The 25,350-nt window shown below is 60.8% G+C and carries 26 protein-coding genes; 15 read left to right on the forward strand and 11 right to left on the reverse strand.

Translation table 11 applies throughout. The annotated features are described in order from the left end of the window. The first annotated feature begins 314 nt into the window (after positions 1 to 314). The 4 genes from coxB to CKW30_RS25570 all read left to right on the forward strand — a co-directional run bounded on the left by coxB (position 315) and on the right by CKW30_RS25570 (position 4,731). Positions 315 to 1,442: a cytochrome c oxidase subunit II gene (gene coxB, locus CKW30_RS25555; protein WP_016772326.1), complete on the forward strand. Its 1,128-nt coding sequence runs from the start codon at positions 315 to 317 to the stop codon at positions 1,440 to 1,442. Between the two features lie 82 nt (positions 1,443 to 1,524). Continuing rightward, positions 1,525 to 3,111, forward strand: coding sequence for a cytochrome c oxidase subunit I (gene ctaD / locus CKW30_RS25560; protein ID WP_016772327.1), 1,587 nt, complete (start codon positions 1,525 to 1,527; stop codon positions 3,109 to 3,111). A 155-nt stretch (positions 3,112 to 3,266) separates the two neighbouring features. Continuing rightward, entirely contained in the window at positions 3,267 to 3,818 is a 552-nt protein-coding gene (locus tag CKW30_RS25565; protein WP_016772328.1) for a cytochrome c oxidase assembly protein, read from the forward strand. Between the two features lie 25 nt (positions 3,819 to 3,843). Then, positions 3,844 to 4,731, forward strand: a complete 888-nt coding sequence (locus CKW30_RS25570) for a cytochrome c oxidase subunit 3 (RefSeq protein ID WP_095182286.1) — start codon at positions 3,844 to 3,846, stop codon at positions 4,729 to 4,731. 9 nt (positions 4,732 to 4,740) lie between these two features. Here the strand turns inward: CKW30_RS25570 and CKW30_RS25575 are convergent, their stop codons facing one another. Then, entirely contained in the window at positions 4,741 to 4,944 is a 204-nt protein-coding gene (locus tag CKW30_RS25575; protein WP_056791257.1) for a twin transmembrane helix small protein, read from the reverse strand. Between the two features lie 70 nt (positions 4,945 to 5,014). Here CKW30_RS25575 and CKW30_RS25580 point away from each other — a divergent pair, with 70 nt between their 5' ends. From CKW30_RS25580 to CKW30_RS25600, 5 genes are read left to right on the forward strand one after another with little or no spacing between them, the layout of a single operon-like run. Continuing rightward, entirely contained in the window at positions 5,015 to 5,755 is a 741-nt protein-coding gene (locus CKW30_RS25580; protein ID WP_095182347.1) for an SURF1 family protein, read from the forward strand. After that, a complete protein-coding gene (locus tag CKW30_RS25585; RefSeq protein ID WP_056791251.1) occupies positions 5,721 to 6,314 on the forward strand; it encodes a hypothetical protein in 594 nt (197 codons plus the stop codon). The genes CKW30_RS25580 and CKW30_RS25585 overlap by 35 nt, the downstream gene beginning before the upstream one ends. Before the next feature lie 10 nt (positions 6,315 to 6,324). Continuing rightward, a complete protein-coding gene (locus CKW30_RS25590; protein WP_095182287.1) occupies positions 6,325 to 7,404 on the forward strand; it encodes a heme A synthase in 1,080 nt (359 codons plus the stop codon). Beyond that, positions 7,392 to 8,291, forward strand: a complete 900-nt coding sequence (cyoE, locus tag CKW30_RS25595; RefSeq protein WP_095182288.1) for a heme o synthase — start codon at positions 7,392 to 7,394, stop codon at positions 8,289 to 8,291. The genes CKW30_RS25590 and cyoE overlap by 13 nt, the downstream gene beginning before the upstream one ends. Beyond that, positions 8,288 to 8,923 carry an SCO family protein gene (locus CKW30_RS25600; protein ID WP_095182289.1) on the forward strand — a complete coding sequence of 212 codons (636 nt, stop codon included), beginning with the start codon at positions 8,288 to 8,290 and terminating at the stop codon, positions 8,921 to 8,923. Before cyoE ends, CKW30_RS25600 begins: the two co-directional genes overlap by 4 nt. A 281-nt stretch (positions 8,924 to 9,204) precedes the next feature. Here the strand turns inward: CKW30_RS25600 and CKW30_RS25605 are convergent, their stop codons facing one another. The 3 genes from CKW30_RS25605 to CKW30_RS25615 all read right to left on the reverse strand — a co-directional run bounded on the left by CKW30_RS25605 (position 9,205) and on the right by CKW30_RS25615 (position 11,721). Further along, positions 9,205 to 9,975 (reverse strand): MetQ/NlpA family ABC transporter substrate-binding protein, encoded by a 771-nt coding sequence (locus tag CKW30_RS25605; protein ID WP_095182290.1) that lies wholly within the window; start codon positions 9,973 to 9,975, stop codon positions 9,205 to 9,207. A 64-nt stretch (positions 9,976 to 10,039) separates the two neighbouring features. After that, entirely contained in the window at positions 10,040 to 10,714 is a 675-nt protein-coding gene (locus CKW30_RS25610; protein ID WP_016772337.1) for a methionine ABC transporter permease, read from the reverse strand. After that, complete coding sequence (locus CKW30_RS25615; RefSeq protein ID WP_095182291.1) at positions 10,714 to 11,721, reverse strand: methionine ABC transporter ATP-binding protein; 1,008 nt, start codon at positions 11,719 to 11,721, stop codon at positions 10,714 to 10,716. The genes CKW30_RS25610 and CKW30_RS25615 overlap by 1 nt, the downstream gene beginning before the upstream one ends. A gap of 263 nt (positions 11,722 to 11,984) precedes the next feature. On the opposite strand from CKW30_RS25615, the gene katE reads away from it, so the two are divergent. Next, the gene (gene katE / locus CKW30_RS25620) at positions 11,985 to 14,126 is read left to right on the forward strand and encodes a catalase HPII (RefSeq protein WP_095182292.1); all 2,142 of its coding nucleotides are present in this window, start codon (positions 11,985 to 11,987) and stop codon (positions 14,124 to 14,126) included. A 94-nt stretch (positions 14,127 to 14,220) separates the two neighbouring features. Here katE and CKW30_RS25625 read toward each other — a convergent pair whose 3' ends face one another. The 4 genes from CKW30_RS25625 to CKW30_RS25640 are packed head-to-tail and all read right to left on the reverse strand — an operon-like array spanning position 14,221 to position 17,020. Next, entirely contained in the window at positions 14,221 to 14,934 is a 714-nt protein-coding gene (locus tag CKW30_RS25625; RefSeq protein ID WP_016772339.1) for a PA5502 family lipoprotein, read from the reverse strand. 37 nt (positions 14,935 to 14,971) lie between these two features. Next, positions 14,972 to 15,760, reverse strand: a complete 789-nt coding sequence (gene znuB / locus CKW30_RS25630; protein WP_016772340.1) for a zinc ABC transporter permease subunit ZnuB — start codon at positions 15,758 to 15,760, stop codon at positions 14,972 to 14,974. Next, positions 15,753 to 16,538, reverse strand: coding sequence for a zinc ABC transporter ATP-binding protein ZnuC (znuC, locus tag CKW30_RS25635; RefSeq protein ID WP_024014991.1), 786 nt, complete (start codon positions 16,536 to 16,538; stop codon positions 15,753 to 15,755). The genes znuB and znuC overlap by 8 nt, the downstream gene beginning before the upstream one ends. Next, positions 16,538 to 17,020, reverse strand: a complete 483-nt coding sequence (locus tag CKW30_RS25640; protein WP_024014990.1) for a Fur family transcriptional regulator — start codon at positions 17,018 to 17,020, stop codon at positions 16,538 to 16,540. The genes znuC and CKW30_RS25640 overlap by 1 nt, the downstream gene beginning before the upstream one ends. A 66-nt stretch (positions 17,021 to 17,086) precedes the next feature. Here CKW30_RS25640 and znuA point away from each other — a divergent pair, with 66 nt between their 5' ends. Beyond that, positions 17,087 to 18,007 carry a zinc ABC transporter substrate-binding protein ZnuA gene (gene znuA / locus CKW30_RS25645; protein ID WP_177434237.1) on the forward strand — a complete coding sequence of 307 codons (921 nt, stop codon included), beginning with the start codon at positions 17,087 to 17,089 and terminating at the stop codon, positions 18,005 to 18,007. A gap of 128 nt (positions 18,008 to 18,135) precedes the next feature. On the opposite strand, the gene CKW30_RS25650 is transcribed toward znuA, so the two are convergent. Then, a complete protein-coding gene (locus tag CKW30_RS25650; RefSeq protein ID WP_095182294.1) occupies positions 18,136 to 19,089 on the reverse strand; it encodes a homoserine kinase in 954 nt (317 codons plus the stop codon). A 58-nt stretch (positions 19,090 to 19,147) separates the two neighbouring features. After that, positions 19,148 to 19,435 (reverse strand): DUF2782 domain-containing protein, encoded by a 288-nt coding sequence (locus CKW30_RS25655; RefSeq protein ID WP_095182295.1) that lies wholly within the window; start codon positions 19,433 to 19,435, stop codon positions 19,148 to 19,150. Between the two features lie 74 nt (positions 19,436 to 19,509). Here CKW30_RS25655 and polA point away from each other — a divergent pair, with 74 nt between their 5' ends. Next, on the forward strand, positions 19,510 to 22,314 hold the full coding sequence (polA, locus tag CKW30_RS25660) for a DNA polymerase I (protein WP_095182296.1): 2,805 nt from the start codon (positions 19,510 to 19,512) through the stop codon (positions 22,312 to 22,314). A 401-nt stretch (positions 22,315 to 22,715) separates the two neighbouring features. Here polA and yihA read toward each other — a convergent pair whose 3' ends face one another. Next, on the reverse strand, positions 22,716 to 23,360 hold the full coding sequence (gene yihA / locus CKW30_RS25665; protein ID WP_056791221.1) for a ribosome biogenesis GTP-binding protein YihA/YsxC: 645 nt from the start codon (positions 23,358 to 23,360) through the stop codon (positions 22,716 to 22,718). A gap of 191 nt (positions 23,361 to 23,551) precedes the next feature. Between yihA and CKW30_RS25670 the strand changes: the two genes are divergently transcribed. The 3 genes from CKW30_RS25670 (at position 23,552) to CKW30_RS25685 (ending at position 25,340) form a co-directional block, all read left to right on the forward strand. Next, the gene (locus CKW30_RS25670; protein ID WP_016772347.1) at positions 23,552 to 23,857 is read left to right on the forward strand and encodes a cytochrome c5 family protein; all 306 of its coding nucleotides are present in this window, start codon (positions 23,552 to 23,554) and stop codon (positions 23,855 to 23,857) included. Positions 23,858 to 23,887: 30 nt separating this feature from the next. Next, positions 23,888 to 24,499, forward strand: coding sequence for a cytochrome c (locus CKW30_RS25675; protein WP_056791217.1), 612 nt, complete (start codon positions 23,888 to 23,890; stop codon positions 24,497 to 24,499). A 199-nt stretch (positions 24,500 to 24,698) separates the two neighbouring features. Next, the gene (locus CKW30_RS25685) at positions 24,699 to 25,340 is read left to right on the forward strand and encodes a thiol:disulfide interchange protein DsbA/DsbL (RefSeq protein WP_016772349.1); all 642 of its coding nucleotides are present in this window, start codon (positions 24,699 to 24,701) and stop codon (positions 25,338 to 25,340) included. Positions 25,341 to 25,350: the final 10 nt, after the last annotated feature.

Here is a 25,350-nt window from a genome sequence, read left to right on the forward strand (position 1 = left end):
GAAAAACGCTAAGACGCATTTGTCATAATTATTTCATCCTTGATGCAGCTGCGTTATATCCATTCGCCACCACTCGTCTGCATCCTTCTCCATTCGGGCACTTGAACGCAAGCGCCGGGTGTTTCAGCTCATTTACGTGCCCGGGTTGCAAATCCCGGGCGCTGTCTATACTCGCCAATGAATGGAGTTAGCTGATGACGCCCGACTGCACCCGCAGCAAGGCCCGGCGATTCAAGTTCGTAGTCTGATGCAGCCGCTCCCTTGCCGCAGGCGATACGCCGGCGGGATAACAAGAACGATAAGGGGAACCCGCAATGATGCGACATCCACATGTCTGGATGGGCCTCCTGTTGTGGTCGATTTTCAGCCCGGCCAACGCGGCCTGGACTGTGAATATGGCGCCTGGAGCGACTGAAATCAGTCACGCAGTATTCGACCTGCACATGACCATTTTCTGGATCTGTGTGGTGATCGGGATCATCGTCTTCGGCGCCATGTTCTGGTCGATGATGGTGCACCGCCGCTCTACCGGCCAGGTCGCGGCCAAATTCCACGAAAGCACCGGCGTCGAGATCATGTGGACCATCGTGCCGCTGCTGATCCTGGTGGCCATGGCCGTCCCCGCCACCGCGACGCTGATCAAGATGTACGACACCAGCGAGCCGGATATCGATATCCAGATCACCGGTTATCAGTGGAAGTGGCACTACAAATACCTGGGCCAGGACGTTGAGTTCTTCAGCAACCTGGCCACCCCCGCCGAACAAATTCACAACAAAGAAGCCAAGGGCGAGCATTACTTGCTCGAAGTCGACAAGCCGCTGGTGCTGCCGATCGGCGCCAAGGTGCGCTTTCTGGTGACCTCGGCCGACGTCATTCACTCCTGGTGGGTGCCGGCGTTTGCGGTCAAGCGCGATGCGATTCCCGGGTTCGTCAACGAGGCCTGGACGCGTATCGACAAACCCGGCCTCTACCGTGGCCAGTGCGCCGAATTGTGCGGCAAGGACCACGGCTTCATGCCGATCGTGGTCGAGGTCAAGGAACAGGCCGACTACGAAAAATGGCTCGCCGAGCGCAAGGCCGAGGCCGCGCAGCTCAAAGAACTGACCAGCAAGGAATGGACCCTCGACGAGCTCAAGGAGCGCGGCGACAAGGTTTACCACACCACCTGCGTTGCCTGTCACCAGGCCGAAGGCCAGGGCCTGCCGCCGATGTTCCCGGCACTCAAGGGCTCGAAAATCGCCACCGGGCCGATCAAGGATCACCTGAGCATCGTCTACCACGGCAAACCGGGCACCGCCATGGCGGCGTTCGGCAAACAGCTGTCGGAAGTCGATATCGCAGCGGTCGTGACTTACGAACGTAACGCCTGGGGCAACAACAAGGGCGACATGGTCACGCCAAAAGAAGTGCTGGAGCTGAAACAGGCGGAAAGCAAATGAGCCGGTCAATTGCGTATTCAGTGAACCGGTCGGGGCAGCGCGCCCTGGCCTGCCCCGTCCACTTTCGTGAAGGAGACCGGCCATGAGCGCTGTCATCGATGACCACGGTCACGCCGACCACGCCCACGGCCCCGCCAAAGGCCTGATGCGCTGGGTGCTGACCACCAACCACAAGGACATCGGCACGCTGTACCTGTGGTTTGCCTTCTGCATGTTCCTGCTCGGCGGCTCGTTCGCCATGGTCATTCGCGCCGAGCTGTTCCAGCCCGGCCTGCAGATCGTCCAGCCGGAATTCTTCAACCAGATGACCACCATGCACGGTCTGGTGATGGTCTTTGGTGCAGTGATGCCGGCCTTCGTCGGCCTCGCCAACTGGATGATCCCGCTGATGGTCGGGGCGCCCGACATGGCCCTGCCACGGATGAACAACTTCAGTTTCTGGCTGTTGCCGGCAGCGTTTCTGCTGCTGGTCTCGACCCTGTTCACCCCCGGTGGCGGGCCGAATTTCGGCTGGACGTTCTACGCGCCGCTGTCGACGACTTATGCACCGGAAAGCGTGACGTTCTTCATCTTCGCCATCCACTTGATGGGCATCAGTTCGATCATGGGCGCGATCAACGTAGTCGCGACCATCCTCAACCTGCGCGCACCCGGCATGACCCTGATGAAAATGCCGCTGTTCGTGTGGACCTGGCTGATCACCGCGTTTCTGCTGATCGCAGTGATGCCGGTGCTCGCTGGCTGCGTGACGATGATGCTCATGGACATCCACTTCGGCACCAGTTTCTTCAGTGCTGCCGGCGGCGGTGACCCGGTGCTGTTCCAGCATGTGTTCTGGTTCTTCGGCCACCCCGAGGTGTACATCATGATCCTGCCGGCGTTCGGCGCGGTCAGCCAGATCATCCCGACCTTCGCGCGCAAACCGCTGTTCGGCTACACCTCGATGGTCTACGCCACGGCGAGCATCGCGTTCCTGTCGTTCATCGTCTGGGCGCACCACATGTTCGTGGTCGGCATCCCGCTGGTGGGCGAGTTGTTCTTCATGTACGCGACCATGCTGATCGCCGTGCCGACGGGTGTGAAAGTGTTCAACTGGGCAAGCACCATGTGGCAAGGCTCGATGACCTTCGAGACGCCGATGCTGTTTGCCGTGGCGTTCGTCATCCTGTTCTCGATCGGTGGTTTTTCCGGGCTGATGCTGGCAATCGCCCCGGCGGACTTCCAGTACCAGGACACCTACTTCGTCGTCGCGCACTTCCACTATGTGCTGGTGCCCGGGGCGATCTTCGGCATCTTCGCCTCGGCCTATTACTGGCTGCCGAAGTGGACCGGGCACATGTACGACGAAACCCTCGGCAAGCTGCATTTCTGGCTGTCGTTCGTGGGCATGAACCTGACCTTTTTCCCGATGCACTTCGTCGGCCTTGCGGGGATGCCGCGACGGATTCCGGACTACAACCTGCAGTTCGCCGACTTCAACATGGTCTCGTCGATCGGCGCGTTCATGTTCGGCGCCACGCAGATCTTCTTCCTGTTCATCGTCATCAAGACCATCCGTGGCGGCGCACCGGCCCCGGCCAAACCGTGGGACGGCGCCGAAGGGCTGGAGTGGAGCGTGCCGTCGCCGGCGCCGTATCACACCTTCACCACGCCGCCGGAAGTGAAATGAACACCTCCTGTTTTTTGCAATGTGTACAGAGGCACAGATCCCCAGTGGATGCTCACAGATCTTCTGTGGATGTACACAGATCCCCCGTGGCGAGGGGATTTATCCCCTCACCACAGCATCACCGGCCACCAGGGAACACGAGGGAGGCATGAACCATGGCTGACTCGATCTCGCTGAAGAAACTCGTCACCCGCCTGTTGCTGGTGGTGGTGGCGATGTTCGTCTTCGGTTTCGCCCTGGTGCCGATCTACGACGTGATGTGCAAAGCCTTCGGCATCAACGGCAAGACCGGCGGCCAGTATGCGGGCGAGCAAGTGGTCGACACCTCGCGCCAGGTGCGCGTGCAGTTTCTCTCGACCAACACCGCCGACATGCCGTGGGACTTTTACCCGAAACACGACGAGCTGACCGCCAATCCCGGCGCGGTGAACGAGATGGTCTTCATCGCACGCAATCCCACCGACAAACCGATGAGTGCGCAAGCGGTGCCGAGTATTGCGCCGAGCAACGCCGCGGCGTTTTTCCACAAGACCGAATGCTTTTGCTTTACCCAGCAGGTGCTGCAACCCGGTGAACAGATCGAGATGCCGGTGCGTTTCATCGTTGACCGCGACATGCCCAAGGAAGTGAAGCACCTGACGCTGTCCTACACGCTGTTCGATATCACCGCCCGACATCCGCCGGTGGCTGTTAACACTGGCGGTTGAGCGTGGCCGATAAGGAGAACAATAAATGGCAACTCATGAGCATTATTACGTCCCGGCCCAGAGCAAATGGCCGATCATCGCCACGCTCGGGATGTTCGTCACCGTGTACGGCCTCGCCACCTGGTTCAACGATCTCAAGGCCGCACGCCCGGACTCCCACGGCCCGCTGATCTTTTTCGTCGGCGGCCTGCTGCTGGCGTACATGCTGTTCGGCTGGTTCGGTGCGGTGATCAAGGAAAGTCGCGCGGGGCTGTACAGCCCGCAGCTGGACCGCTCGTTCCGCTGGGGCATGAGCTGGTTCATCTTTTCCGAGGTGATGTTCTTCGTCGCCTTCTTCGGCGCGCTGTTCTATGTGCGCCATGTGTCCGGGCCGGCGCTGGGCGGTGAGGGGCCGAAAGGCATCGCGCACATGCTCTGGCCGAACTTCGAATTTGTCTGGCCGCTGCTGCACACACCTGATCCGAAACTGTTCCCGCCGCCAAAAGAAGTCATCAGCCCGTGGGGCCTGCCGCTGATCAACACCATTCTGCTGGTCAGCTCCAGCGTGACCATCACCATCGCCCACCATGCGCTGAAGAAAGGCCATCGCGGCGCACTGAAACTGTGGCTGGCGATCACCGTACTGCTGGGCATAGCGTTCCTCGGTTTCCAGGCCGAGGAATACATCCACGCCTATAAAGAGCTGGGGTTGACCCTCGGCTCGGGCATCTACGGCGCGACGTTCTTCATGCTCACCGGATTCCACGGCGCCCACGTGACCATCGGCACGATCATCCTGTTCGTGATGCTGATGCGCATCATGAAGGGCCACTTCGACAACGAGCACCAGTTCGGTTTCGAGGCGGCGAGCTGGTACTGGCACTTCGTCGATGTGGTGTGGATCGGTTTGTTCTTCTTCGTTTACGTCCTCTGACTGCTGGCGCTACCAGGGCGCATGGGACACCAACTGGCCGCTATAGAAACCCCAGGCCATCAGGCCGACGGTGCCCACGGCCAGTGCCACCCGAACACTCAAGGCGATGACCAGGCGATTGGAGCTGCTGTCGTCCTTGACCAGGAAAAACAGGCCGCTGAACAGGCTGACGACCGTGGCAATCAGCATCAGGACGATCGCTGCTTTGAACATGGCAAGACTCCGGGGGACAGGCGATGCAATTGAGTATAGCGATCGCGATGACTGACTTTATGGCGCGCCCATGAAGCGCTTTAGCCCGGGCGTGATTCCCACTGTCGTGGTGGCGCTGTTGCTGCCGCTGATGGTTACGCTGGGCTTCTGGCAACTGGCCCGGGGCGCGGAGAAAACCGCGCTGCTGGCCAGTTATGCCGAACGTCGCGTGGCCGAACCGCTGGCCAGCAGTGAACTGCTCGCCAGCGCCGACCCGGCTTACCGCCGCGTGCGCCTGCACGGCCAGTTCGACCCCGCCCATACCCTGTTGCTCGACAACCGCCAGCGAGGCGGCAAGGTCGGCGTTGAATTGCTGCAACCGTTTCAGGATCAACGCAGCGGTCTGTGGCTGCTGGTCAATCGCGGCTGGCTGCCTTGGCCCGACCGGCGTGTGCCGCCGCAATTCACGACACCCGCCGAGGCGCTGACGCTCGACGCCTGGGTCTATGTCGCCCCCGGCGCAACGTTCCAGTTGCACGCCGATCCGGTCAGCAGTGTCTGGCCGCAGACCATCACCGCCGTCGAGCCGGGCAAATTGTGGCAAACCCTGGAGCGCGACGGCTTCGCCTACGAATTACGCGCCGAACCCGGCCCGGTCAGCTATCAGACCGATTGGCCGGTAGTCGCGATGGGTCCGGAAAAACACCTCGGCTACGCCGTGCAATGGTTCGCCATGGCCACGGCCCTGCTCGGTCTTTACCTCTATTTGGGCTGGCACAACGCAAAGGAGAAACGCCATGGGAAGCGCCATGAATCCACCCAGCATGTCTGAGGCCAAACCCGTTCCCAGCCGCCGGCGCGGGCGCATTCAGTTGTTGCTGATCGTGCTTGGCGTGGTCGGGCCGATGCTGCTCGCCACCGGCATGTACAAATTGCAGTTCTGGGTGCCGGAAGGACGCAGCTATCACGGCGAGCTGATCGGCAACGGCCAGACCCGCGCCGACCTCGGCGTGCAGGCCGATGAGCAGCGCTGGCAGATTCTGGTCACGGCGCCGAAGGATTGCGCCGTCGATTGCCAGCAACTGGTTTATCTGGCGCGGCAGATCCAGATCAGCCTCGGCCGTGAAGCCGGGCGCGCCAGCCACGCCCTCGCCGCCGCGCAACCACTGAGCGCCGATTACGCCGCCAAACTCGACCGCGAATATCCGCAGTTGCAGCGCTATCCGCTGGATGCCGGGGTGTTCGCCAGGACCACCGGCGATAAAGCTGTGCCGCAGCTGTGGATCGTCGACCCGCACGGCAATCTGGTGCTGCGTTACGAGCCGAATGTGAAGGGCAAGGATCTGCTTAACGACCTGCGGCATCTGCTGAAACTGTCGAACATCGGATGAGGGCATCGTCATGGCCAAACCTGGATTTCGCCTCGCGCTGTTTGCCACCCTGCTGGCACTGATTGTGGTGTTGCTCGGCGCCTATACGCGCCTGACCCACGCCGGCCTCGGCTGCCCGGACTGGCCAGGCTGCTACGGCTTTATCAGCGTGCCGAAAAGCGAGGCGCAACTGGCTCATGCCGAACTGCATTTCCCTGACGCGCCAGTGGAGGCGCACAAGGGCTGGAACGAGATGATCCACCGCTACTTCGCCGGCACCCTCGGTTTGCTGATTTCAGTGCTGGCCGGGCGCGCTTGGGTCAACCGGCGCCATCCGGGCCAGCCGGTGAAACTGCCGCTGTTTCTGCTGGCGGTGGTCATCGCCCAAGCGGCGTTCGGTATGTGGACGGTGACGCTCAAGCTCTGGCCGCAAGTGGTCACCGGGCATTTGCTCGGCGGCTTTGCCACGTTGAGTCTGCTGTTCCTGTTGACGCTGAGGTTATCCGGCGTGCTGCCGGCGCTGACGGTACCGAAGCGCCTGCAATATTGGGCGACGGCGGGGCTGCTGCTGGTGATCGGCCAGATCGCCTTGGGCGGCTGGGTCAGTTCCAACTACGCAGCGGTGGCCTGCATCGACTTCCCCACCTGCCACGGCCAATGGCTGCCGCCGGCGGACTTCGCCAACGGTTTCCACCTGACCCAGCACATCGGCCCGAATTATCTCGGCGGACAACTCGATAGCGACGCGCGCACGGCCATTCATCTGACACACCGCATCGGCGCTCTGCTGGTGACGGTCGTACTGCTCGGTCTGGCCTGGCAGTTGAAAGTGGTGGGCATGACCCGACTGGCCGGTTTGCTGCTGATCGCCCTTGCGGCGCAGATCACCCTCGGCATCAGCAACGTGCTGTTTCATCTGCCGCTGCCGGTGGCCGTCGCCCATAACGCTGGCGGTGCGGCGTTATTGCTGACGCTGGTACTGGTCAATTATCACGCCCGCACCAGCCTGCTGCGGGTGAGCCAACCGGTGCTGGCGCGCTGGCGCTTGAGTGCGCACAAACCTGCCGTTGCGCCCATCGCATTGAAAGGAGAAACGCCATGGCGAGTCTGATCGGCGAGCGTGCGGCGCAAGCGCTGTGGCGCGATTATCTGGAGCTGACCAAACCGAAAGTCGTGGTGCTGATGCTGATCACCTCGCTGGTCGGCATGTTCCTCGCCACCCGCGCGGGCGTACCGTGGACAGTGCTGGTGTTTGGCAATCTGGGCATCGCCTTGTGTGCCGGTGGTGCGGCGGCGGTCAATCATGTGGTCGATCGGCGCATCGATGCGGTAATGGCGCGCACGCACAAACGTCCCTTGGCCGAAGGCCGGGTTTCACCTGCGGCGGCGTTGACCTTCGCCTTGGTGCTGGCGCTGCTCGGCCAAGCCCTGCTGCTGACTTTCACCAATCAGCTGACCGCGTGGCTGACCCTCGCCTCGCTGCTCGGTTACGCGGTGGTCTACACCGGTTTTCTCAAGCGTGCGACGCCGCAGAACATCGTCATCGGCGGCCTCGCTGGCGCGGCGCCACCGCTGCTCGGCTGGACCGCCGCCACCGGCCATGTCAGCGCCGAACCGCTGTTGCTGGTGCTGATCATCTTCGCCTGGACCCCGCCGCATTTCTGGGCGCTGGCGATTCATCGCAAGGAGGAATACGCCAAGGCCGACATTCCGATGCTGCCGGTGACCCATGGCGAGCACTACACCAAAGTGCACATTCTGCTCTACACCTTCGCGCTGCTGGCGGTGAGTCTGCTGCCGTACGTGATTCACATGAGCGGCATGTTGTATCTGGTCTGTGCGCTGGCGTTGGGCGCAAGGTTTCTGCAATGGGCCGTGGTGCTGTACCGTGGCACTCGGCCGCACGCGGCGATCAATACCTTCAAGTACTCTATTTATTACTTGTTCCTGTTGTTCATCGCCCTGCTCGTAGACCACTACTTACTGTTGAACCTATGACCCGAACCCAGAAAACCGTCTTCATCCTCGTCGCCGTGATCGCGCTGATCCTCGGGCTTACCGTGAATAAAGTGCTGAACGGCAAAGGCCAGGGCGATCCGACTGCGCTGATCGACGCCGGGATCATTCTGCTGCCGCAGAGCCGCAACCTGCCGGACGTGACCATGACCGATCAGGACGGCAAACCGGTTGCAATCAATGAGTTGAAAGGCAAGTGGAGTCTGTTGTTCTTCGGCTACACCTTCTGCCCGGACATCTGCCCGACCACCCTGGCGCAACTGCGACAGATCAAGAGTGAACTGCCGAAAGAGGCTGTGGATAAATTGCAGATCGTGCTGGTCAGCGTGGACCCCAACCGCGATACGCCGAAGCAGTTGAAGCAGTATCTGGGCTACTTCGATCCGCAGTTCATTGGCCTGACGCCTTCATCTATCGAAGAGCTGCAGAAGGTGGCGAATGCGGTGAGCATTCCGTTCATTCCGGCTGATACCAGCAAGCCGAATTACACCGTGGACCACAGCGGCAATCTGGCCGTGATCGGGCCGGATGGTACGCAGCGTGGGTTTATTCGGGCGCCGTTGAATAACACCAAACTGGTGGCGCAATTGCCGGTGATGCTCAACCGCAAATAAACGCAGAAAGCGAAAAGCCCCTCACCCTAACCCTCTCCCAGAGGGAGAGGGGACTGATCGGGGGATGCTGAAGCAATACGCCGACTTGTAAGCGCTGTGCTGAATCCATAATCGACTGGATCTTTCATGTCGATGCATAGCGCCAGACACCTCGGTCGGCCCCCTCTCCCTCTGGGAGAGGGCTGGGGTGAGGGGCAGCTTCAAAGCAGGTCCAAAGCCAGACACCAGACACAAAAAAGGGGACGCCATTGGCGTCCCCTTTTTCATTGCAGCCATCCAAATCAGAACGCCGGCAATACCGCGCCTTTGTACTTCTCGGTAATGAACTGCTTCACTTGCGGGCTGTGCAGCGCAGCCGCCAGTTTCTTCATCGCGTCGCTGTCCTTGTTGTCAGCGCGGGACACGAGGATGTTCACGTACGGCGAGTCGTTGCCTTCGATCACCAGCGCATCCTTGGACGGATCAAGCTTGGCTTCCAGCGCGTAGTTGGTGTTGATCAGCGCCAGATCGACCTGGGTCAGCACGCGCGGAATGGTCGCGGCTTCCAGTTCACGGATCTTCAGGTCTTTCGGATTCTCGGCGATGTCTTTGACGGTCGACAGAATGTTCTTCGAATCCTTGAGCTTGATCACGCCAGCCTTGTCCAGCAGCAACAGCGCACGGCCGCCGTTGGTGGCGTCGTTCGGGATCACCACGTTGGCACCGCCGGGCAGGTCTTTCAGATCCTTGATCTTGCTCGAATAAGCGCCCAGTGGCTCCAGATGCACGCCTGTCACAGCGACCAGATCAGTGCCCTTGGCCTTGTTGAATTCATCAAGATACGGCTGGTGCTGGAAGAAGTTCGCGTCCAGACGCTTTTCCGCGACCTGTACGTTCGGCTGAATGTAGTCGGTGAAGACCTTAACCTTCAGATCCACGCCTTCCTTGGCCAGGGCCGGTTTGACGAACTCGAGGATTTCCGCGTGCGGCACCGGAGTGGCGGCAACGGTCAGGGTCTCGGCGTGGGCCGAAAACGCCGCAACAGCGGCGAAAGCAGCGATCAGTTTTTTCATTCAGCTAACTCCTTGTGAGGGCGCCCGCCAGCGAATGGCCCGCGCCTCTTGATTAAAAAACCGCTTATTTGCGCGAGAAATGCACGACCAGACGGTCGCCAACCATTTGCAGCACTTGCACCAGAATCAACAGCAGCACCACGGTAACGATCATCACGTCGGTCTGGAAACGCTGGTAGCCGAAACGGATCGCCAGGTCGCCCAGACCACCGGCGCCGACCACACCGGCCATCGCCGTGTAGGACACCAGTGTAATCGCTGTCACCGTAATCGCTGCGAAGATGCCCGGCCGGGCTTCCGGCAGCAAGGCGTTCATGATGATCTGCCGCGTGGTCGCGCCCATCGACTGGGTCGCTTCGATGATGCCGCGATCGACTTCGCGCAGCGCGGTTTCCACCAGACGCGCGAAGAACGGCGTGGCGCCCACCACCAGCGGCGGGATCGCCCCGGCCACACCCAGCGAGGTGCCGGTGATCAGCACGGTGAACGGGATCATCACAATCAGCAGAATAATGAACGGCAGCGAACGCAAGATGTTCACCACCAGCGACAGCACGGCGTAGAGGCCACGGTTCTCCAGCAACTGACGCGGGCTGCAGAGAAACAGCAGCACCCCCAGCGGCAGGCCGAGCAGCACGGTGAACAGCAGCGAACCGCCGAGCATCAGCATGGTGTCGCCAGTCGCCAGCCAGATTTCGTACCAGTCGATATTGGCGAAGAAACTCATCAGGTCAGCCATTAGCGCAACACCTCCATGTGAACGTCAGCGGCGGTGAAGCGGGCAAACGCCGCCTCCATGTCGCCACCGGTGACAGCGAGGGTCAGTTGCCCGTACGGAATGTCTTTGATGCGGTCGATGCGACCGGCAAGGATGCTGTAGTCGACGCCGGTTTCCCGGGCGACGGTGCCGAGCAACGGCGCGTAGGTCGCTTCACCCTGGAAGGTCAGACGCACGATGCGCCCGGGCACGTGGGCGAAATCGTCACGCTGCTCGCTCTCGTCAATCTGCTCGCTTTCCTGGACGAAACGCTTGGTGGTCGGGTGCTGCGGATGCAGGAACACATCGGCCACCGGACCCTGCTCGACGATCACGCCAGCGTCCATCACCGCGACCTGATCGCAGACGCGCCGGATCACGTCCATCTCGTGGGTGATCAGGACAATGGTCAGTTTCAGTTCGCGATTGATTTCCGCCAGCAGTTGCAGGACCGATGCGGTGGTCTGCGGGTCGAGGGCGCTGGTGGCCTCGTCGCACAGCAGAATCTTCGGCTTGGTCGCCAGCGCACGGGCGATGCCGACGCGTTGCTTCTGACCGCCGGACAGTTGCGCCGGGTACTTTTTCGCGTGGTCGGACAAACCGACCCGCGCCAGCAGCTCGGCCACCCGTTGATTGATTTCACTGCCCGACAACTCACCGGCCAGGGTCAGCGGCAGGGCCACGTTGTCGGCGACGGTCTTGGAGGCGAGCAGATTGAAGTGCTGGAAGATCATCCCGACCTGCTGGCGGAAACGGCGCAAGCCGTTGGCGTCCAGTGCAGTGACTTCTTCGCCGTCGACGATGATCTTGCCGCCACTGGAGTCTTCCAGGCGATTGATCAGACGCAGCAGGGTACTTTTGCCCGCACCGGAATGGCCAATCAGGCCGAACACCTGGCCGTTCTCGATGGCGAGACTGGTCGGGTGCAGCGCGGGAATATCCTTACCGGCAACGCGGTAAGTCTTGTGGACGTTTTGAAACTCGATCACGTAGCGAACCTTGTGGGGCGCGTTGGAAAAGGATCAGCGGTTAGCCGGGCGCGCATTTTAGCCTGTCCGTATAGAGGTTCTTAGCATTTATTTCGCAATTAACCTTCAATTTGGCAATAACGCGATCAAAGGTCAGATAAACGGAACGGCTGAAACGCTCATCAGTCACTACTTAAGCGACTTGAAACCCCTGGGTGCCGTGCCCGGGAATCACTCAAGGGTCTTCGGAAGGCATCCGGGGCCAAACGAGGAGTTTACGTCTGATGAGCATCAAAAAGCCTGCACCTGATAAAAGCGAAATGGCCGGGACCGATACCCCGGATCGCGCCAACACCAACGCCAAGCTCGACAGCCTGGAAGAATTCCGTTCCGACGCCACCGGTCAGGCACTGCGGACCAATCAGGGCGTGAAGATCGCCGACAACCAGAACACCCTCAAAGCCGGGCCGCGCGGGCCGTCGCTGCTGGAAGACTTCATCATGCGTGAAAAGATCACGCACTTTGACCATGAGCGCATTCCGGAGCGTATCGTCCATGCGCGCGGTACCGGCGCCCACGGTTTCTTTCAGACCTACGAGAACCATGCAGCACTGACCAAGGCCGGTTTCCTACAGGATCCGGGCAAGAAAACCCCGGTGTTCGTGCGTTTTTCTACGGTGCAGGGGCCACGGGGTTCCGGCGATACCGTGCGTGACGTGCGCGGCTTTGCGGTGAAATTCTTCACCGACGAAGGCAACTTCGACCTCGTCGGCAACAACATGCCGGTGTTCTTCATTCAGGACGCGATCAAGTTCCCGGACTTCGTCCACGCGGTGAAACCCGAGCCGCACAACGAAATCCCGACCGGCGGCTCGGCTCACGACACGTTCTGGGACTTCGTCTCGCTGGTGCCGGAATCGGCGCACATGGTCATCTGGGCGATGTCCGACCGGGCCATCCCGAAAAGCCTGCGCAGCATGCAGGGCTTTGGCGTACACACCTTCCGCCTGATCAACGCCGAGGGCAAATCACGTTTCGTCAAATTCCACTGGCGCCCTACCGCCGGCACTTGCTCGCTGGTGTGGGACGAGGCGCAGAAGCTCGCCGGTAAGGACACCGACTACCACCGCCGCGACCTGTGGGAAGCGATCGAGATGGGCGATTACCCGGAATGGGAACTGGGCGTGCAGATCGTCGAAGAAGAGAACGAACACGATTTCGACTTCGACATCCTCGATCCGACCAAGATCATTCCAGAAGAAATCGTCCCGATTACGCCGCTGGGCAAAATGACCCTGAACCGCAACCCGGACAACTTCTTCGCCGAAACCGAGCAGGTCGCCTTCTGCCCTGGCCACATTGTGCCGGGTATCGACTTCTCCAATGACCCGTTGCTGCAAGGTCGGCTGTTTTCCTATACCGACACGCAGATCAGCCGACTCGGCGGGCCGAACTTCCATGAGTTGCCGATCAACCGTCCGGTGGCGCCGTTCCACAACGGCCAGCGCGATGCGCAACACCGCACCACCATCGACAAGGGGCGTGCCTCGTACGAGCCGAACTCGATCGACGGCGGTTGGCCAAAAGAAACCCCGCCAGCGGCACAGGACGGTGGTTTCGAGAGCTACCCGGAGCGCATCGACGCAGCGAAGATCCGTCAGCGCAGCGAATCGTTCAGCGATCACTTCTCCCAGGCCCGCTTGTTCTTCAACAGCATGAGCGAGCACGAGAAAGAGCACATCATCGCTGCCTACAGCTTCGAGCTGGGCAAGGTCGAGCGTGAGTTTATCCGTGCCCGTGAAGTGAACGAGATCCTTGCCAATATCGACCTGACCCTGGCCAAACGCGTGGCTGAAAACCTTGGTTTGCCGGCGCCAGCCAAAGGCACGGTCGAAGTGCGCAAGACCTCGCTGGAGCAATCGCCAGCGCTGAGCCAGGCCAACCTGCTGCCAGGCAACATCAAGACGCGCAAAGTGGCAATCCTTGCTGCCAACGGTGTTGACGCTGCGGCCATCGATGCGATGAAGAAAGCGCTGGAAGCCGAAGGCGCCCACGCGAAACTGCTCGGCCCGACCTCGGCGCCAGTGAAGACAGCTGACGGCAAGGCATTGCCGGTGGATGCGTCAATGGAAGGCATGCCATCAATCGCCTTCGACGCGGTCTTCGTACCGGGTGGCGCGGCGTCGATTACCGCGTTGAGCGGTGACGGCGTAGCGCTGCATTATCTGCTCGAAGCTTACAAGCATCTCAAGGCGATCGCGCTGCACGGCGAGGCCAAGCAGTTGCAGGACTTGTTGAAGCTCGACGCGGATGCGGGGTTGTTGCAGGGCGCGGATGTAGGGGCGTTGACCAAGCCGTTTTTCGCCGCAATCGGCGAGCATCGGGTCTGGGCGCGGGAGCCTAAGGCCAAGGCTATTCCGGCTTAAGATCTTTATTGGCTGAGAGGACGCTTTCGCGAGCAGGCTCGCTCCCACAGGTACGCTGTTGCACCTGTGGGAGCGAGCCTGCTCGCGAAGCTTTTTATGGCTTGCGCGGGCTTAAAACCATCTGCGCCGGAACCGTGCGCAAGATCTGCTTCTCGATCTGCAAATCAAAATCAGGATCGAGCTTCTTTACTCGCTTGCTCAGCAACGTCGCCAGCCAAGGATAATCCGCGGTGCGCGGCGCCTGAATGCTGACAGCGCATTCGTAATTCACCACATCGGCGGCGATAGCATCGAGTTGCCGTTGCAGCTTGTGAATATCGCCGATGTTCAACGCAACAGTGGTGCTCTCGGCGGTCGGGTCGATGACCTTGGCTTTCGGCCTGGCTTCGGCAGCCAGCAGCGCGGCCTCGGCCTTTTCCAGCTCGGCCTTGCGCGCTTCGGTGATCGCGCCGTTGACGCCGCCGGTCAGCGCTGGCGCCTTGGGCATCAGAGCACGGGCGCGGCTGAGCGCGGTGGCGGCAGCGTTGACATCGCCCTTTTGCAGAACGATCTGGCTGCGGCGCAGGTACGCCTCGGCCAGCTGCCGCTGGTACTGCTCAAGGGACTGATCGTTGGGGGTCGCGGCCTGCAAAGCGGCCAACTGGTCTTCGGCGGTGGCCAGTTCGCTGCTGGCCAGGCTTTGCTCCAGCTGTGCGATGGCCGTAGCCCGCGCATCGGGGACTTCAGCCACCGGCGGCGTGCTTTGGCAGGCGCCCAGCAGCACTGAAAATGCGACAAGGAGCAGATAACGGGAGGCGAACGGCTTCATTCCTGCGACTCTCTAATTGCGCAAAAAGCGGCCAAGTCTACACCCCACGACGGGGCAGAACAAAACTCAACAGAAACAGCGCGGCTGCCGTCACAACGATAGACGGCCCCGCCGGGGTGTCCTTGAACCACGACAACGCCAGCCCGCCGCACACCGCGAGCATGCCCAGCAGGCTCGCGCCCAAGGCCATCTGCTCCGGCGAACGGGCGTGACGCTGTGCCGCAGCCGCCGGGATGATCAGTAGCGATGTAATCAGCAACACCCCGACGATTTTCATCGCCACGGCGATCACCACCGCGATCAACAGCATCAGCGCCAAGCGCAAACCCGCAACCGGCAAGCCTTCGACCCGCGCCAGTTCTTCGTGCACGGTGACCGCCAGCAGCGGTCGCCACAGCGTCACCAGCAACACCAGCACCGCCGCGGTGCCACCGAGAATCCACGCAAGATCGCTCGGACTGATTGCCAGCAAGTCGCCGAACAGATAGGCCATCAGGTCGATCCGCACTTCATGCATGAAGCTTAGTACCACCAGGCCGAGAGAGAGCGTGCTCGGTGCAAGAATTCCCAATAGTGTGTCGGACGCCAGTGGCTGACGCTGTTGCAGCGTCACCAAGAGCACCGCCAGCAGCAGGCAACCGACCGTCACCGCCACGGTCGGGCTGACGTCCAGCAAAAAGCCCAGTGCCACGCCGAGCAATGCGGCGTGGGACAGGGTATCGCCGAAATAGGCCATGCGCCGCCACACCACAAACGAGCCGAGCGGTCCGGCCACCAGCGCCAGGGCCAGACCTGCAAGCAGGGCGTACAAAAGAAAATCAGCCATGCTTGCAGCCGTCTCCATGAACATGAGGTTGCCCGCCGAGCGGGCCTTTGACCACCGAACCGTGCAGGTCGTGGGCGTGGTCGTGATGGTGGTGATAGATCGCCAGACTCGGCGCGTTCTTGCCGAACAACTCGACAAATGCCGGATCGCCGCTGACCTGCTCGGGGTGCCCGGAGCAGCAGACGTGACGATTGAGGCAGACCACCTGATCGGTAGTGCTCATCACCAGATGCAAATCGTGGGACACCATCAGCACGCCGCAACCGTGGCGGTCACGCAGACGGGTGATCAGGCTGTACAGCTCGGCCTGCCCGGCCACGTCGACGCCCTGCACCGGTTCATCCAGCACCAACAGTTCCGGCTCACGCAGCAGTGCCCGAGCCAGCAGCACACGCTGCATTTCGCCGCCGGAAACGCTCTGCACCGGGCTGTCGATCACGTGTTCGGCGCCAACTTCCTTCAACGCGGCCAAGGCACGCGAACGATCGACGCCAGGCACCAGGCGCAGGAAGCGCAGCACTGACAGCGGCAGCGTCGGGTCAACATGCAGTTTCTGCGGCATGTAACCGACGCGCAATTTCGGCTTGCGCCAGACGCTGCCACTGTTCGGCTTCAACAGCCCGAGCACGGCGCGTACCAGCGTGGTCTTGCCGGCGCCATTGGGGCCGATCAGGGTGACGATCTGCCCCGGCTCGACGCTCAGCTCGATGTTGTCCAGCACGGTCTGCCCGGCAAACGTGACGGCGACCTGCTCCAGACGGATCAGCGCGTTGCTCATCAGGCCCCCTGGCAACCGGCGCACAGACCAACCACTTCGACCGTCTGCGCTTCGACGATGAAACCGACATCTTTGGCGCTGCTGATGATCGCGTCGCTGATCACTTTTTGCTCAAGTTCGATGGCGGCGTGGCACTCGCGGCAGATCAGGAACTGGCCTTGATGCGCGTGTTCAGGATGCACGCAGCCAACGAAGGCGTTGAGCGACGAGATGCGATGGACCAGGCCGTTTTCGAGCAGGAAATCCAGTGCGCGGTACACGGTAGGCGGCGCGGCGCGGCGGCCGTCCTGCTCGCTGAGCACCGCGAGGATGTCGTAGGCTCCCAGCGGCTTGTGGCTTTGCCAGACCAGTTCCAGCACGCGGCGGCGAAGGGCAGTCAGACGCAAACCTTTCTGCGCGCACAAGGTATCGGCCTCGGACAGAGCGCTGTGCACGCAATGGGAGTGGTCGTGGGGACGGCTGGCAATCGGTGTAATAGGCATGAGCGGCGACGAGATTTGCTGGAGACGTTATTATGTTACCCGTTCTCGCTTCCTTGAGTGGTCATCGTGTCCCGACTTTTTTCTGTTTTTGTGGCTTGTGTTGCCAGTTTTCTGCTGATCGGTACGGCCCAGGCCGAGGTCAAAGTGCTCACCAGTATCAAACCGTTGCAGCTGATTGCGGCTGCCGTGCAGGACGGCGTGGCGATTCCCGAGGTGCTGCTGCCGCCGGGAGCCTCCCCACACAATTACGCCCTGCGCCCATCCGACGTACGGAAGGTGCAGTCGGTCGATCTGCTCTACTGGATCGGCCCGGACATGGAAGGTTTCCTGCCGCGCGTACTCGGCGGTCGCAGCCTGCCGAGCGTCGCCGTGCAGGATCTGCCGGGGCTCAAGCTGCGGCATTTCGGCGCGGACAACCATTCCCACGCTGAAGAAGCCGACGAGCATGATCACGACCATCGCCCCGGCTCGCTGGATGCACACCTGTGGTTGTCACCGGCAAACGCGCGGGTGATCGCCGACAAAATGGCCGCCGACCTCAGCGCCGCCGATCCGGCCAATGCCCAGCGCTATCAGAGCAATGCCAAAGCCTTCGATGAACGTCTGGATGCGCTGGATCAGCGCTTGAAGACGCGTCTGGCCAATGTCGAAGGCAAGCCGTACTTCGTCTTTCACGAGGCCTTTGATTATTTCGAAGAAGCTTACGGCCTGAAGCACGCCGGGGTGTTCGCGGTGGCCGCCGAAGTACAGCCCGGCGCCCAGCATGTCGCGGCGATGCGCAAGCGTTTGCAGGAAGTAGGCAAGACCTGTGTGTTCAGCGAACCGCCGTTGCGTCCGCGCCTGGCGGAAACCCTGGTGGCCGGTTTGCCGGTGAAACTCGCCGAGCTGGATGCGTTGGGTGGTTATACGCCGGCGACGGCTCAGGGCTATGAGCAGGTGCTGGAAAAACTCAGCAATGATCTGGCCGGGTGCCTGGAGTCGCTGTAACAACACAAACCTTGTGGGAGCGAGCCTGCTCGCGAAAGCGGTTGGTCAGTCAGCAAAAATGCTGAACGGGCCGCCGCCTTCGCGAGCAGGCTCGCTCCCACAGGTTCGTGTTTGCTTGGCGAATCTACTCAGAGGGCGAAGGGCAACGGTGTATTGACCTTCTGCCGCTGCGCCAGGCGCTGCTCGAATTCCTGCGGATCGTGAATCAACACGTCCTGCCCGGCGAACTGCTCAGCGGCGATCAAGCGTGACAGCCAGAACCGCACACAAGCCACACGCAACATCGTTGGCCAGAGCTCAGCCTCCGCCGCCGTGAACGGCCGCAGCGCCGCGTAGGCACCGAGGAATGCCCGGGCGCGCGGGCCATCGATCACGCCCTCCTCGTCCGAACACCAGTCATTCAACGCGATCGCCACGTCGTACAGCATCGGCCCCGAGCAGGCGTTGTAGAAGTCGATCAACCCGGTCAGATGGGTGCCTTCGAACATGGCGTTGTCGCGGAACAGATCGGCGTGAATATTGGCGCGAGGTAGCGCAAGAATCTTCTCTTTGCGCTCGGTAATCTCATCCAGCGCCTTTTGCAGCAAGGCACGCGGCTCATCGCTCAGGTGCGAGAGAAATTCAGTGCCCTCCTCCAGCATCCAGTCCAGGCCGCGATCGGTCTTGCGCTTGATCATGCGCTCGCCCTGGGTTGCCAGATGCAGATGCGCCTGCAACTCGCCGACCTGCGCGCAATGCTGGGCGTTGGCGACCTTGATGTGCTTGCCCGACAGACGCGGTTGCAGCAGCGCCGGTTTGCCTTTGAGCTCACGCAGGGCCAAGCCGTCGGTGGTGCGCAGGGCGTAAGGCACGGGCAGTTCGGCTTCGTGCAGCACGTCGAGCAGGTCGATGAAGAACGGCATCTCCTGCACCGGGCCGCGTTCGACCAGGGTCAGGACAAACTCGCCCTGCTCCAGGCTGATGAAGAAATTGGTGTTTTCGCTGCCGGCGGCGATCCCCTGGAAATCAAGCAGGCGGCCGAGCCCGTAAGGGGCGAGAAAGGTTTCCAGCTCGGGCCGAGCCAGGGGAGTGAACACAGACATGTCTTGACTGCCAGTACGGGCGCCGCAACGGCGGCGCCACAAGTGAATTAAAAATCTACTACCACTCGAATATCTTCCATTCAGGGATCAGCATATCCGGCTGGTCCGAGCGGATGAAGTTGGCATCCGTTCCGTCGGCGCGCACCAGAAAGTACGGCGGCGCGCCCTTCGGCGTGACCTTGATCGCATACAGGAAACCGTTCTGACGGTACTCCTGAATAGTCTTGTCGCCCTCCGTGCGGATGGTGACCTCGGGGTCGCCGCCCGGCGCATCATCCGCCGCAATCGCGGCCAGTGGTGAGACAGCGATCAACCCGACCAGCAGCAAGCGATTTAACGTACGCATGATAACCTTGTCCCTTTGTCGTCAACGGTCCCGCTATTCTAGCGCCGGACCCGCCGAAAAGGTTGATCCTGCTCATGAGCCAAGCCCCCCTCGTCCTGGTGGACGGTTCGTCTTACCTGTACCGCGCCTTTCATGCACTGCCACCACTGACCACGTCCAAAGGCCTGCCGACCGGTGCGGTCAAAGGCGTGCTGAACATGCTCAAGAGTCTGCGCAAGCAGTACCCGGACAGCCCCTTCGCCGTGGTGTTCGACGCCAAGGGCGGGACATTTCGCGATGAGATGTACGCCGAATACAAGGCCAACCGGCCGAGCATGCCCGATGACATGCGCGTGCAGATCGAGCCGCTGCACCAGAGCGTGATCGCCCTCGGCTTCCCGCTGCTGTGCGTCGACGGCGTCGAGGCCGACGACGTGATCGGCACCCTGGCGCGCAGCAGCGCGGCGGCGGACCGCCCGGTGATCATCTCCACGGGCGACAAGGACATGGCGCAACTGGTCGATGGCCACATTACCTTGGTCAACACCATGTCCGGTAGCTCGATGGATGTGGAGGGCGTTAAGGAGAAATTTGGCGTCGCACCGGAGCAGATCATCGATTATCTGGCACTGATGGGCGATTCCTCCGACAACATTCCGGGCGTGCCGGGCATAGGCCCGAAGACGGCGTCCGGCCTGTTGGTCGGCGTCAACGGCGGTCTGACCGAGCTGTACGCCAACCTCGACATCGTGCCGAACCTGCCGATCCGTGGCGCAAAAACCCTGCCGGCCAAGCTCGAAGAGCACAAGGAAATGGCTTTCCTGTCCTATCAATTGGCGACTATCAAGGTCGACGTGCCGCTGGATATCGGCCTCGATGATCTGCAGATGGGCCAGGAAGATCCGGCCAAACTCTACGAGCTGTACACCCTGCTGGAATTCAAGAGCTGGCTCAATGATCTGGATCGCGATGCCAAGCGTCTGGAACTGAGCGCGGCGGCCGAACCTGCGCCCGCCCATGATCTGTTCAGCGCCCCGCAAGCCGAGGCACCTGCTGCCCCTGCCGAAGCCGCCTACGAAACCATCCTCGATCAGGCTCGCTTCGACGTCTGGCTGGAAAAACTGCGCAACGCCAAGCTGATCGCCTTCGACACCGAAACCACCGGCATCGACGCGCAGCGAGCGCAACTGGTCGGTCTGTCGTTCGCCGTACAGGCCAACGAAGCTGCGTACATCCCGCTGACCCACTCCTACATCGGCGTGCCGGAGCAGCTGGATCGCGACACCGTGCTGCGCGCACTCAAGCCGATTCTGGAAGACCCGAGCAAACTCAAGGTTGGCCAGCACGCCAAGTTCGACATGAACATTCTGGCCAACTGCGCCATTGGCGGCGATCAGAGTGAAGGCATCAGCGTGCGCGGCATCGCCTTCGACACTATGCTCGAGTCCTACGTACTCAATTCCACCGCGACCCGTCACGACATGGACAGCCTCGCGCAGAAGTACCTTGACCACACCACGGTGAGCTTCCAGGACATCGCCGGCAAAGGTGCCAAGCAACTGACCTTCGACCAGATCGCTCTGGAACAGGCCGGGCCGTATGCCGCCGAAGACGCCGACATCACTCTGCGCCTGCACCAGATCCTGTTCGACAAGCTCAGCGCGATTCCGAGCCTGGCCAGCGTCTTGACCGACATCGAAATCCCACTGGTACCGGTACTGGCGCGCATCGAACGCCAGGGCGCGTTCGTCGATGCCGAACTGCTCGGCATTCAGAGCATTGAGCTGGGCAACAAAATGGTCGCGCTGGAGCGTGAAGCCTTCGAAATTGCCGGGGAGGAATTCAACCTCGGCTCGCCGAAGCAGCTGGGCGTGATTCTCTATGAGAAGCTCGGCCTGCCGGTGCTGAAGAAAACCGCCAAGGGCCAGCCGTCCACCGCTGAAGAAGTGCTGGCGAAACTCGCCGAAGACGATCACCGCTTGCCGAAGGTGCTGATGGAGCACCGTTCGATGAGCAAGCTGAAAAGCACCTACACCGATCGCCTGCCCGAACAGATCAACCCGCGCACAGGGCGCATCCACACCTCGTATCATCAGGCCGTGGCTTCGACCGGACGCCTGTCCTCCAGTGATCCGAACCTGCAGAACATCCCGGTGCGCACCGCCGAAGGCCGGCGCATTCGTCAGGCATTCGTCGCGCCGAAGGGCTACAAACTACTCGCGGCGGACTACTCGCAGATCGAATTGCGGATCATGGCGCACCTGTCCCGCGATGAAGGCCTGATGAACGCCTTTCGCAACAATCTCGACGTGCACACTGCAACCGCTGCCGAAGTATTCAAGGTCGAGCTTGATCAAGTGACCTCGGACCAGCGCCGCAGCGCCAAGGCGATCAACTTCGGTCTGATCTACGGCATGGGCGCGCAGAAGCTCGGCAAGGACATCGGCGTCGACACCAAGACCGCCAAGGCTTACATCGACACCTACTTCGCCCGTTATCCAGGCGTGCGCGAATACATGGAGCGCACTCGTGCGCAGGCGGCGGATCAGGGTTACGTCGAAACTTTCTTCGGTCGTCGCCTGTACTTGCCGGAGATCAACTCAAACAAGCCGCAGGAACGCGCCGCTGCAGAACGCACAGCGATCAACGCGCCGATGCAGGGCACGGCAGCGGATATCATCAAGAAAGCCATGGTCGCAGTGGACAACTGGCTGGCGACGTCGGGGCTGGATGCGCGGGTCATCCTGCAGGTGCACGATGAACTGGTGCTGGAGGTTCGCGAGGATCTGGTCGAGCAGGTCAGTGCCGAAATTCGTACGCACATGAGCGAAGCGGCGAAACTGGATGTGCCGCTGCTGGTGGAAGTTGGCGTGGGCAACAACTGGGATGAGGCGCACTGAGTTTCTAGAGGTGCCGCGACGCGACGTCGCGGCAAGCCCCGTAAACCGGCTTAGAACGATAAATGCTTGAGGCTATTCCAAAGCTTTTTGAAAAAAATCTGAACTAATCTGTCGACCGAACACTCAGAGGTACTGAATGGCTGGTGAAGCCCTTCGATGCTCCTATGTTGTGTTAAGTGTTGGCAGATATCTGAACCCCGCCCTAGCGGTTCGGAACTTGAACCCCGGAACTTCTCCCTCCCCAATGAAGTCCGGGGCTTTTTTTGCCCCAAAACTGGCTGTGATGCCGTCATGCTGCGTTAAAAGCACCGCTAAAAATGCTCATTTAGGTACCCTAAACTCCGCTTTTTAGCGGTGCTTTCGCCTTGCCTGACAGCACCACAGTCAGTTTTGAAATTGTCTTACTCGGCTGCCGCCTCGGTGTTTTTGTCTGCCAGTTCCATCCAGTCGGCCAATACGGTGTAGGCCTCTTCCAGGCCCATGCGTTTTGGTGCGGAGAACAGTTGGATGGTGATCGAGTCGCCCCAGCCTTTGCGGATTTCCGACTGTACTTTCAGCAGGGTGTTCTTGGCTGCGCCGTAGGTGAGTTTGTCGGCTTTGGTCAGCAGGATGTGCATCGGCATGCCAGCGGCGACGGCCCAGTCGAGCATCAGCAGGTCGAAGTCGGTCATCGGATGGCGGATGTCCATCATCAGAATCAGACCTTTCAGACTCTCCCGACCACCGAGGTAAGCCTCAAGGTGGCGCTGCCAGTGTTGCTTGAGCGGGATCGGTACTTTTGCATAACCGTAGCCCGGCAGGTCGACCAGACGGCGATCATCGTCTAGCTTGAAGAAGTTCAACAGCTGTGTGCGACCCGGAGTTTTCGAGGTGCGCGCCAGGCTGGCGTGAGTCAGGGTGTTCAGCGCGCTGGATTTGCCGGCGTTGGAACGACCGGCAAACGCCACTTCGAAGCCTTCGTCGTCAGGGCATTGATCGACTTTGGCGGCACTGAGCATGAACGTGGACTGTTGGCACAGGCCGAGGATGGGATTCTTGAGTTGCATGGGATTTCCGATGTGGGCGGCGCCGGGATTGGGCGCGGAACGCGGTGTCGCTTCCGTTTCAGTGACGCCAGTATATAATGCCGCAGATTTTGTGTGTGCTTTGTCCCAGCGAAGGATGAAGTTCACGAGAGCGACAGACTTTGATTGCGCATTAGAACGCAGAACGCTCTCAACCCTGAAAAGGTCGTTTTATGACGAAATGGCTGCTGGCTGCCGGAGTCTTGATGCCGCTTTACAGCGCACAGGCTACACAGGATCCGGAAGCCGTGTACAACCGTGTTTGTGGTGCCTGTCATTCCGGCCAACTACCCATGGCGCCCGCAAGAGGCGATCAGGAAGCTTGGACGCCGAGGTTGGCGAAAGGTATGGGGACGCTGGTGCAACACGTGACCCAGGGTTTCAAGGCGATGCCGCCGCGTGGTTTGTGCATGGACTGCAGTGCCGAGGATTACCAGGCCATCATCCTGTGGATGAGCGAGAGTAAGCCCGGTCCATAACTTAACCCTTAGCCGTAGTTGGATTAGCTGATGAACAAATTGATCGTGAGTCTGCTGTTGACCGTGGGAATTTCAGGTATCGCCCATGCTGCCGGCGATGCCGCAGCAGGCCAGGCCAAAGCTGCCGTTTGCGGGGCCTGCCATGGCCCGGACGGCAACAGCATGGCGCCAAACTTTCCGAAACTGGCAGGTCAGGGTGAACGCTACCTCGACAAGCAATTGCATGACATCAAGTCGGGCAAGCGCGTGGTGCTGGAAATGACCGGCCTGTTGACCAACCTGAATGATCAGGATCTGGCCGACATCGCTGCGTACTTCGCCAGCCAGAAAGGCAGTGTCGGCGCCGCCGATCCGAAGATCGTCGCTCGCGGTGAAGCGCTGTTCCGTGGCGGCAACCTGGAAAAAGGCCTGCCAGCCTGCACCGGCTGCCATTCGCCGAACGGTGCCGGCAATGCTGCAGCAGGCTTCCCGCACCTGGGTGGCCAGCATGCGCAATACATCGCCAAGCAACTGACCGATTTCCGCAAGGAAGACGGCGGTCGCGCCAACGACGGCGACGCGATGACCATGCGCACCATCGCGCGCAAGCTGAGCGACGAAGACATCGCCGCTGTTTCCAGCTACATCCAGGGCCTGCACTGAGACGCTGAATCGAGGGCTGAGCGAGGCGCGCAGCGCCGGCCACGTTAACGCTCGATTAATCCTTCGCAGCAAGTATAAAAAGGGTGGCTTTGGCCGCCCTTTTTTGTGGCCGCTGCCGTTACACTACAGCACTCATGCCCGCCAGGATCTGTGTCGCAACAGGTCGAGCGAGGCGACCCAAATTGTTCAGGAGTAAAGCATGCGTAATCTGATCATCAGCGCCGCCCTCGTCGCTGCCAGCCTGTTCGGCGTCACCGCCCAGGCCGCTGAAGCCCCTGCCGCCCCTTATGTCGAACTGGCCAATCCGGTGCCGGTTGCAAAGCCTGGCAAAATCGAAGTGGTCGAGCTGTTCTGGTACGGCTGCCCGCATTGCTACGCTTTTGAGCCAGTGATCAATCCATGGGTTGAAAAACTGCCGTCCGACGTCAACTTCGTGCGCATTCCCGCCATGTTCGGCGGCCCATGGGACGCTCACGGCCAGATGTTCCTGACTCTGGAAGCCATGGGTGTCGAGCATCAGGTACACAACGCCGTGTTCAACGCGATCCAGAAAGAACACAAGAAGCTCACCGACAAGAACGACATGGCTGACTTCCTCGCCACTCAAGGCGTGGACAAGGACAAGTTCCTCGCCACTTTCGACTCGTTCGCTATCAAAGGCCAGATCGTCAAGGCCCGTGAGCTGGCGAAGAAGTACGAAATTACTGGCGTGCCAACCATGATCGTCAATGGTAAATACCGCTTCGACATCGGCTCTGCCGGTGGTGCCGAGCAAGCATTGAAGCTGGCTGACGATCTGGTCGCCAAAGAGCGAGCGGCGAACAAGGCTGCTGCCAACTAAGCGCGGCATT

Origin of the sequence: Pseudomonas sp. Irchel 3F6, from assembly GCF_900187595.1 — a bacterium.
GTDB classification, from domain to species: Bacteria; Pseudomonadota; Gammaproteobacteria; order Pseudomonadales; family Pseudomonadaceae; genus Aquipseudomonas; species Aquipseudomonas siliginis.

Excerpts from the sequence above, each read along its gene's own strand:
- coxB (WP_016772326.1), top strand. The coding sequence starts at position 315 with ATGATGCGACATCCACATGTCTGGATGGGCCTCCTGTTGTGGTCGATT.
- ctaD (WP_016772327.1), top strand. The coding sequence starts at position 1,525 with ATGAGCGCTGTCATCGATGACCACGGTCACGCCGACCACGCCCACGGC.
- CKW30_RS25565 (WP_016772328.1), top strand. The coding sequence starts at position 3,267 with ATGGCTGACTCGATCTCGCTGAAGAAACTCGTCACCCGCCTGTTGCTG.
- CKW30_RS25570 (WP_095182286.1), top strand. The coding sequence starts at position 3,844 with ATGGCAACTCATGAGCATTATTACGTCCCGGCCCAGAGCAAATGGCCG.
- CKW30_RS25575 (WP_056791257.1), bottom strand. The coding sequence starts at position 4,944 with ATGTTCAAAGCAGCGATCGTCCTGATGCTGATTGCCACGGTCGTCAGC.
- CKW30_RS25580 (WP_095182347.1), top strand. The coding sequence starts at position 5,015 with ATGAAGCGCTTTAGCCCGGGCGTGATTCCCACTGTCGTGGTGGCGCTG.
- CKW30_RS25585 (WP_056791251.1), top strand. The coding sequence starts at position 5,721 with ATGGGAAGCGCCATGAATCCACCCAGCATGTCTGAGGCCAAACCCGTT.
- CKW30_RS25590 (WP_095182287.1), top strand. The coding sequence starts at position 6,325 with ATGGCCAAACCTGGATTTCGCCTCGCGCTGTTTGCCACCCTGCTGGCA.
- cyoE (WP_095182288.1), top strand. The coding sequence starts at position 7,392 with ATGGCGAGTCTGATCGGCGAGCGTGCGGCGCAAGCGCTGTGGCGCGAT.
- CKW30_RS25600 (WP_095182289.1), top strand. The coding sequence starts at position 8,288 with ATGACCCGAACCCAGAAAACCGTCTTCATCCTCGTCGCCGTGATCGCG.
- CKW30_RS25605 (WP_095182290.1), bottom strand. The coding sequence starts at position 9,975 with ATGAAAAAACTGATCGCTGCTTTCGCCGCTGTTGCGGCGTTTTCGGCC.
- CKW30_RS25610 (WP_016772337.1), bottom strand. The coding sequence starts at position 10,714 with ATGGCTGACCTGATGAGTTTCTTCGCCAATATCGACTGGTACGAAATC.
- katE (WP_095182292.1), top strand. The coding sequence starts at position 11,985 with ATGAGCATCAAAAAGCCTGCACCTGATAAAAGCGAAATGGCCGGGACC.
- CKW30_RS25625 (WP_016772339.1), bottom strand. The coding sequence starts at position 14,934 with ATGAAGCCGTTCGCCTCCCGTTATCTGCTCCTTGTCGCATTTTCAGTG.
- znuB (WP_016772340.1), bottom strand. The coding sequence starts at position 15,760 with ATGGCTGATTTTCTTTTGTACGCCCTGCTTGCAGGTCTGGCCCTGGCG.
- znuC (WP_024014991.1), bottom strand. The coding sequence starts at position 16,538 with ATGAGCAACGCGCTGATCCGTCTGGAGCAGGTCGCCGTCACGTTTGCC.
- CKW30_RS25640 (WP_024014990.1), bottom strand. The coding sequence starts at position 17,020 with ATGCCTATTACACCGATTGCCAGCCGTCCCCACGACCACTCCCATTGC.
- CKW30_RS25650 (WP_095182294.1), bottom strand. The coding sequence starts at position 19,089 with ATGTCTGTGTTCACTCCCCTGGCTCGGCCCGAGCTGGAAACCTTTCTC.
- CKW30_RS25655 (WP_095182295.1), bottom strand. The coding sequence starts at position 19,435 with ATGCGTACGTTAAATCGCTTGCTGCTGGTCGGGTTGATCGCTGTCTCA.
- polA (WP_095182296.1), top strand. The coding sequence starts at position 19,510 with ATGAGCCAAGCCCCCCTCGTCCTGGTGGACGGTTCGTCTTACCTGTAC.
- yihA (WP_056791221.1), bottom strand. The coding sequence starts at position 23,360 with ATGCAACTCAAGAATCCCATCCTCGGCCTGTGCCAACAGTCCACGTTC.
- CKW30_RS25670 (WP_016772347.1), top strand. The coding sequence starts at position 23,552 with ATGACGAAATGGCTGCTGGCTGCCGGAGTCTTGATGCCGCTTTACAGC.
- CKW30_RS25675 (WP_056791217.1), top strand. The coding sequence starts at position 23,888 with ATGAACAAATTGATCGTGAGTCTGCTGTTGACCGTGGGAATTTCAGGT.
- CKW30_RS25685 (WP_016772349.1), top strand. The coding sequence starts at position 24,699 with ATGCGTAATCTGATCATCAGCGCCGCCCTCGTCGCTGCCAGCCTGTTC.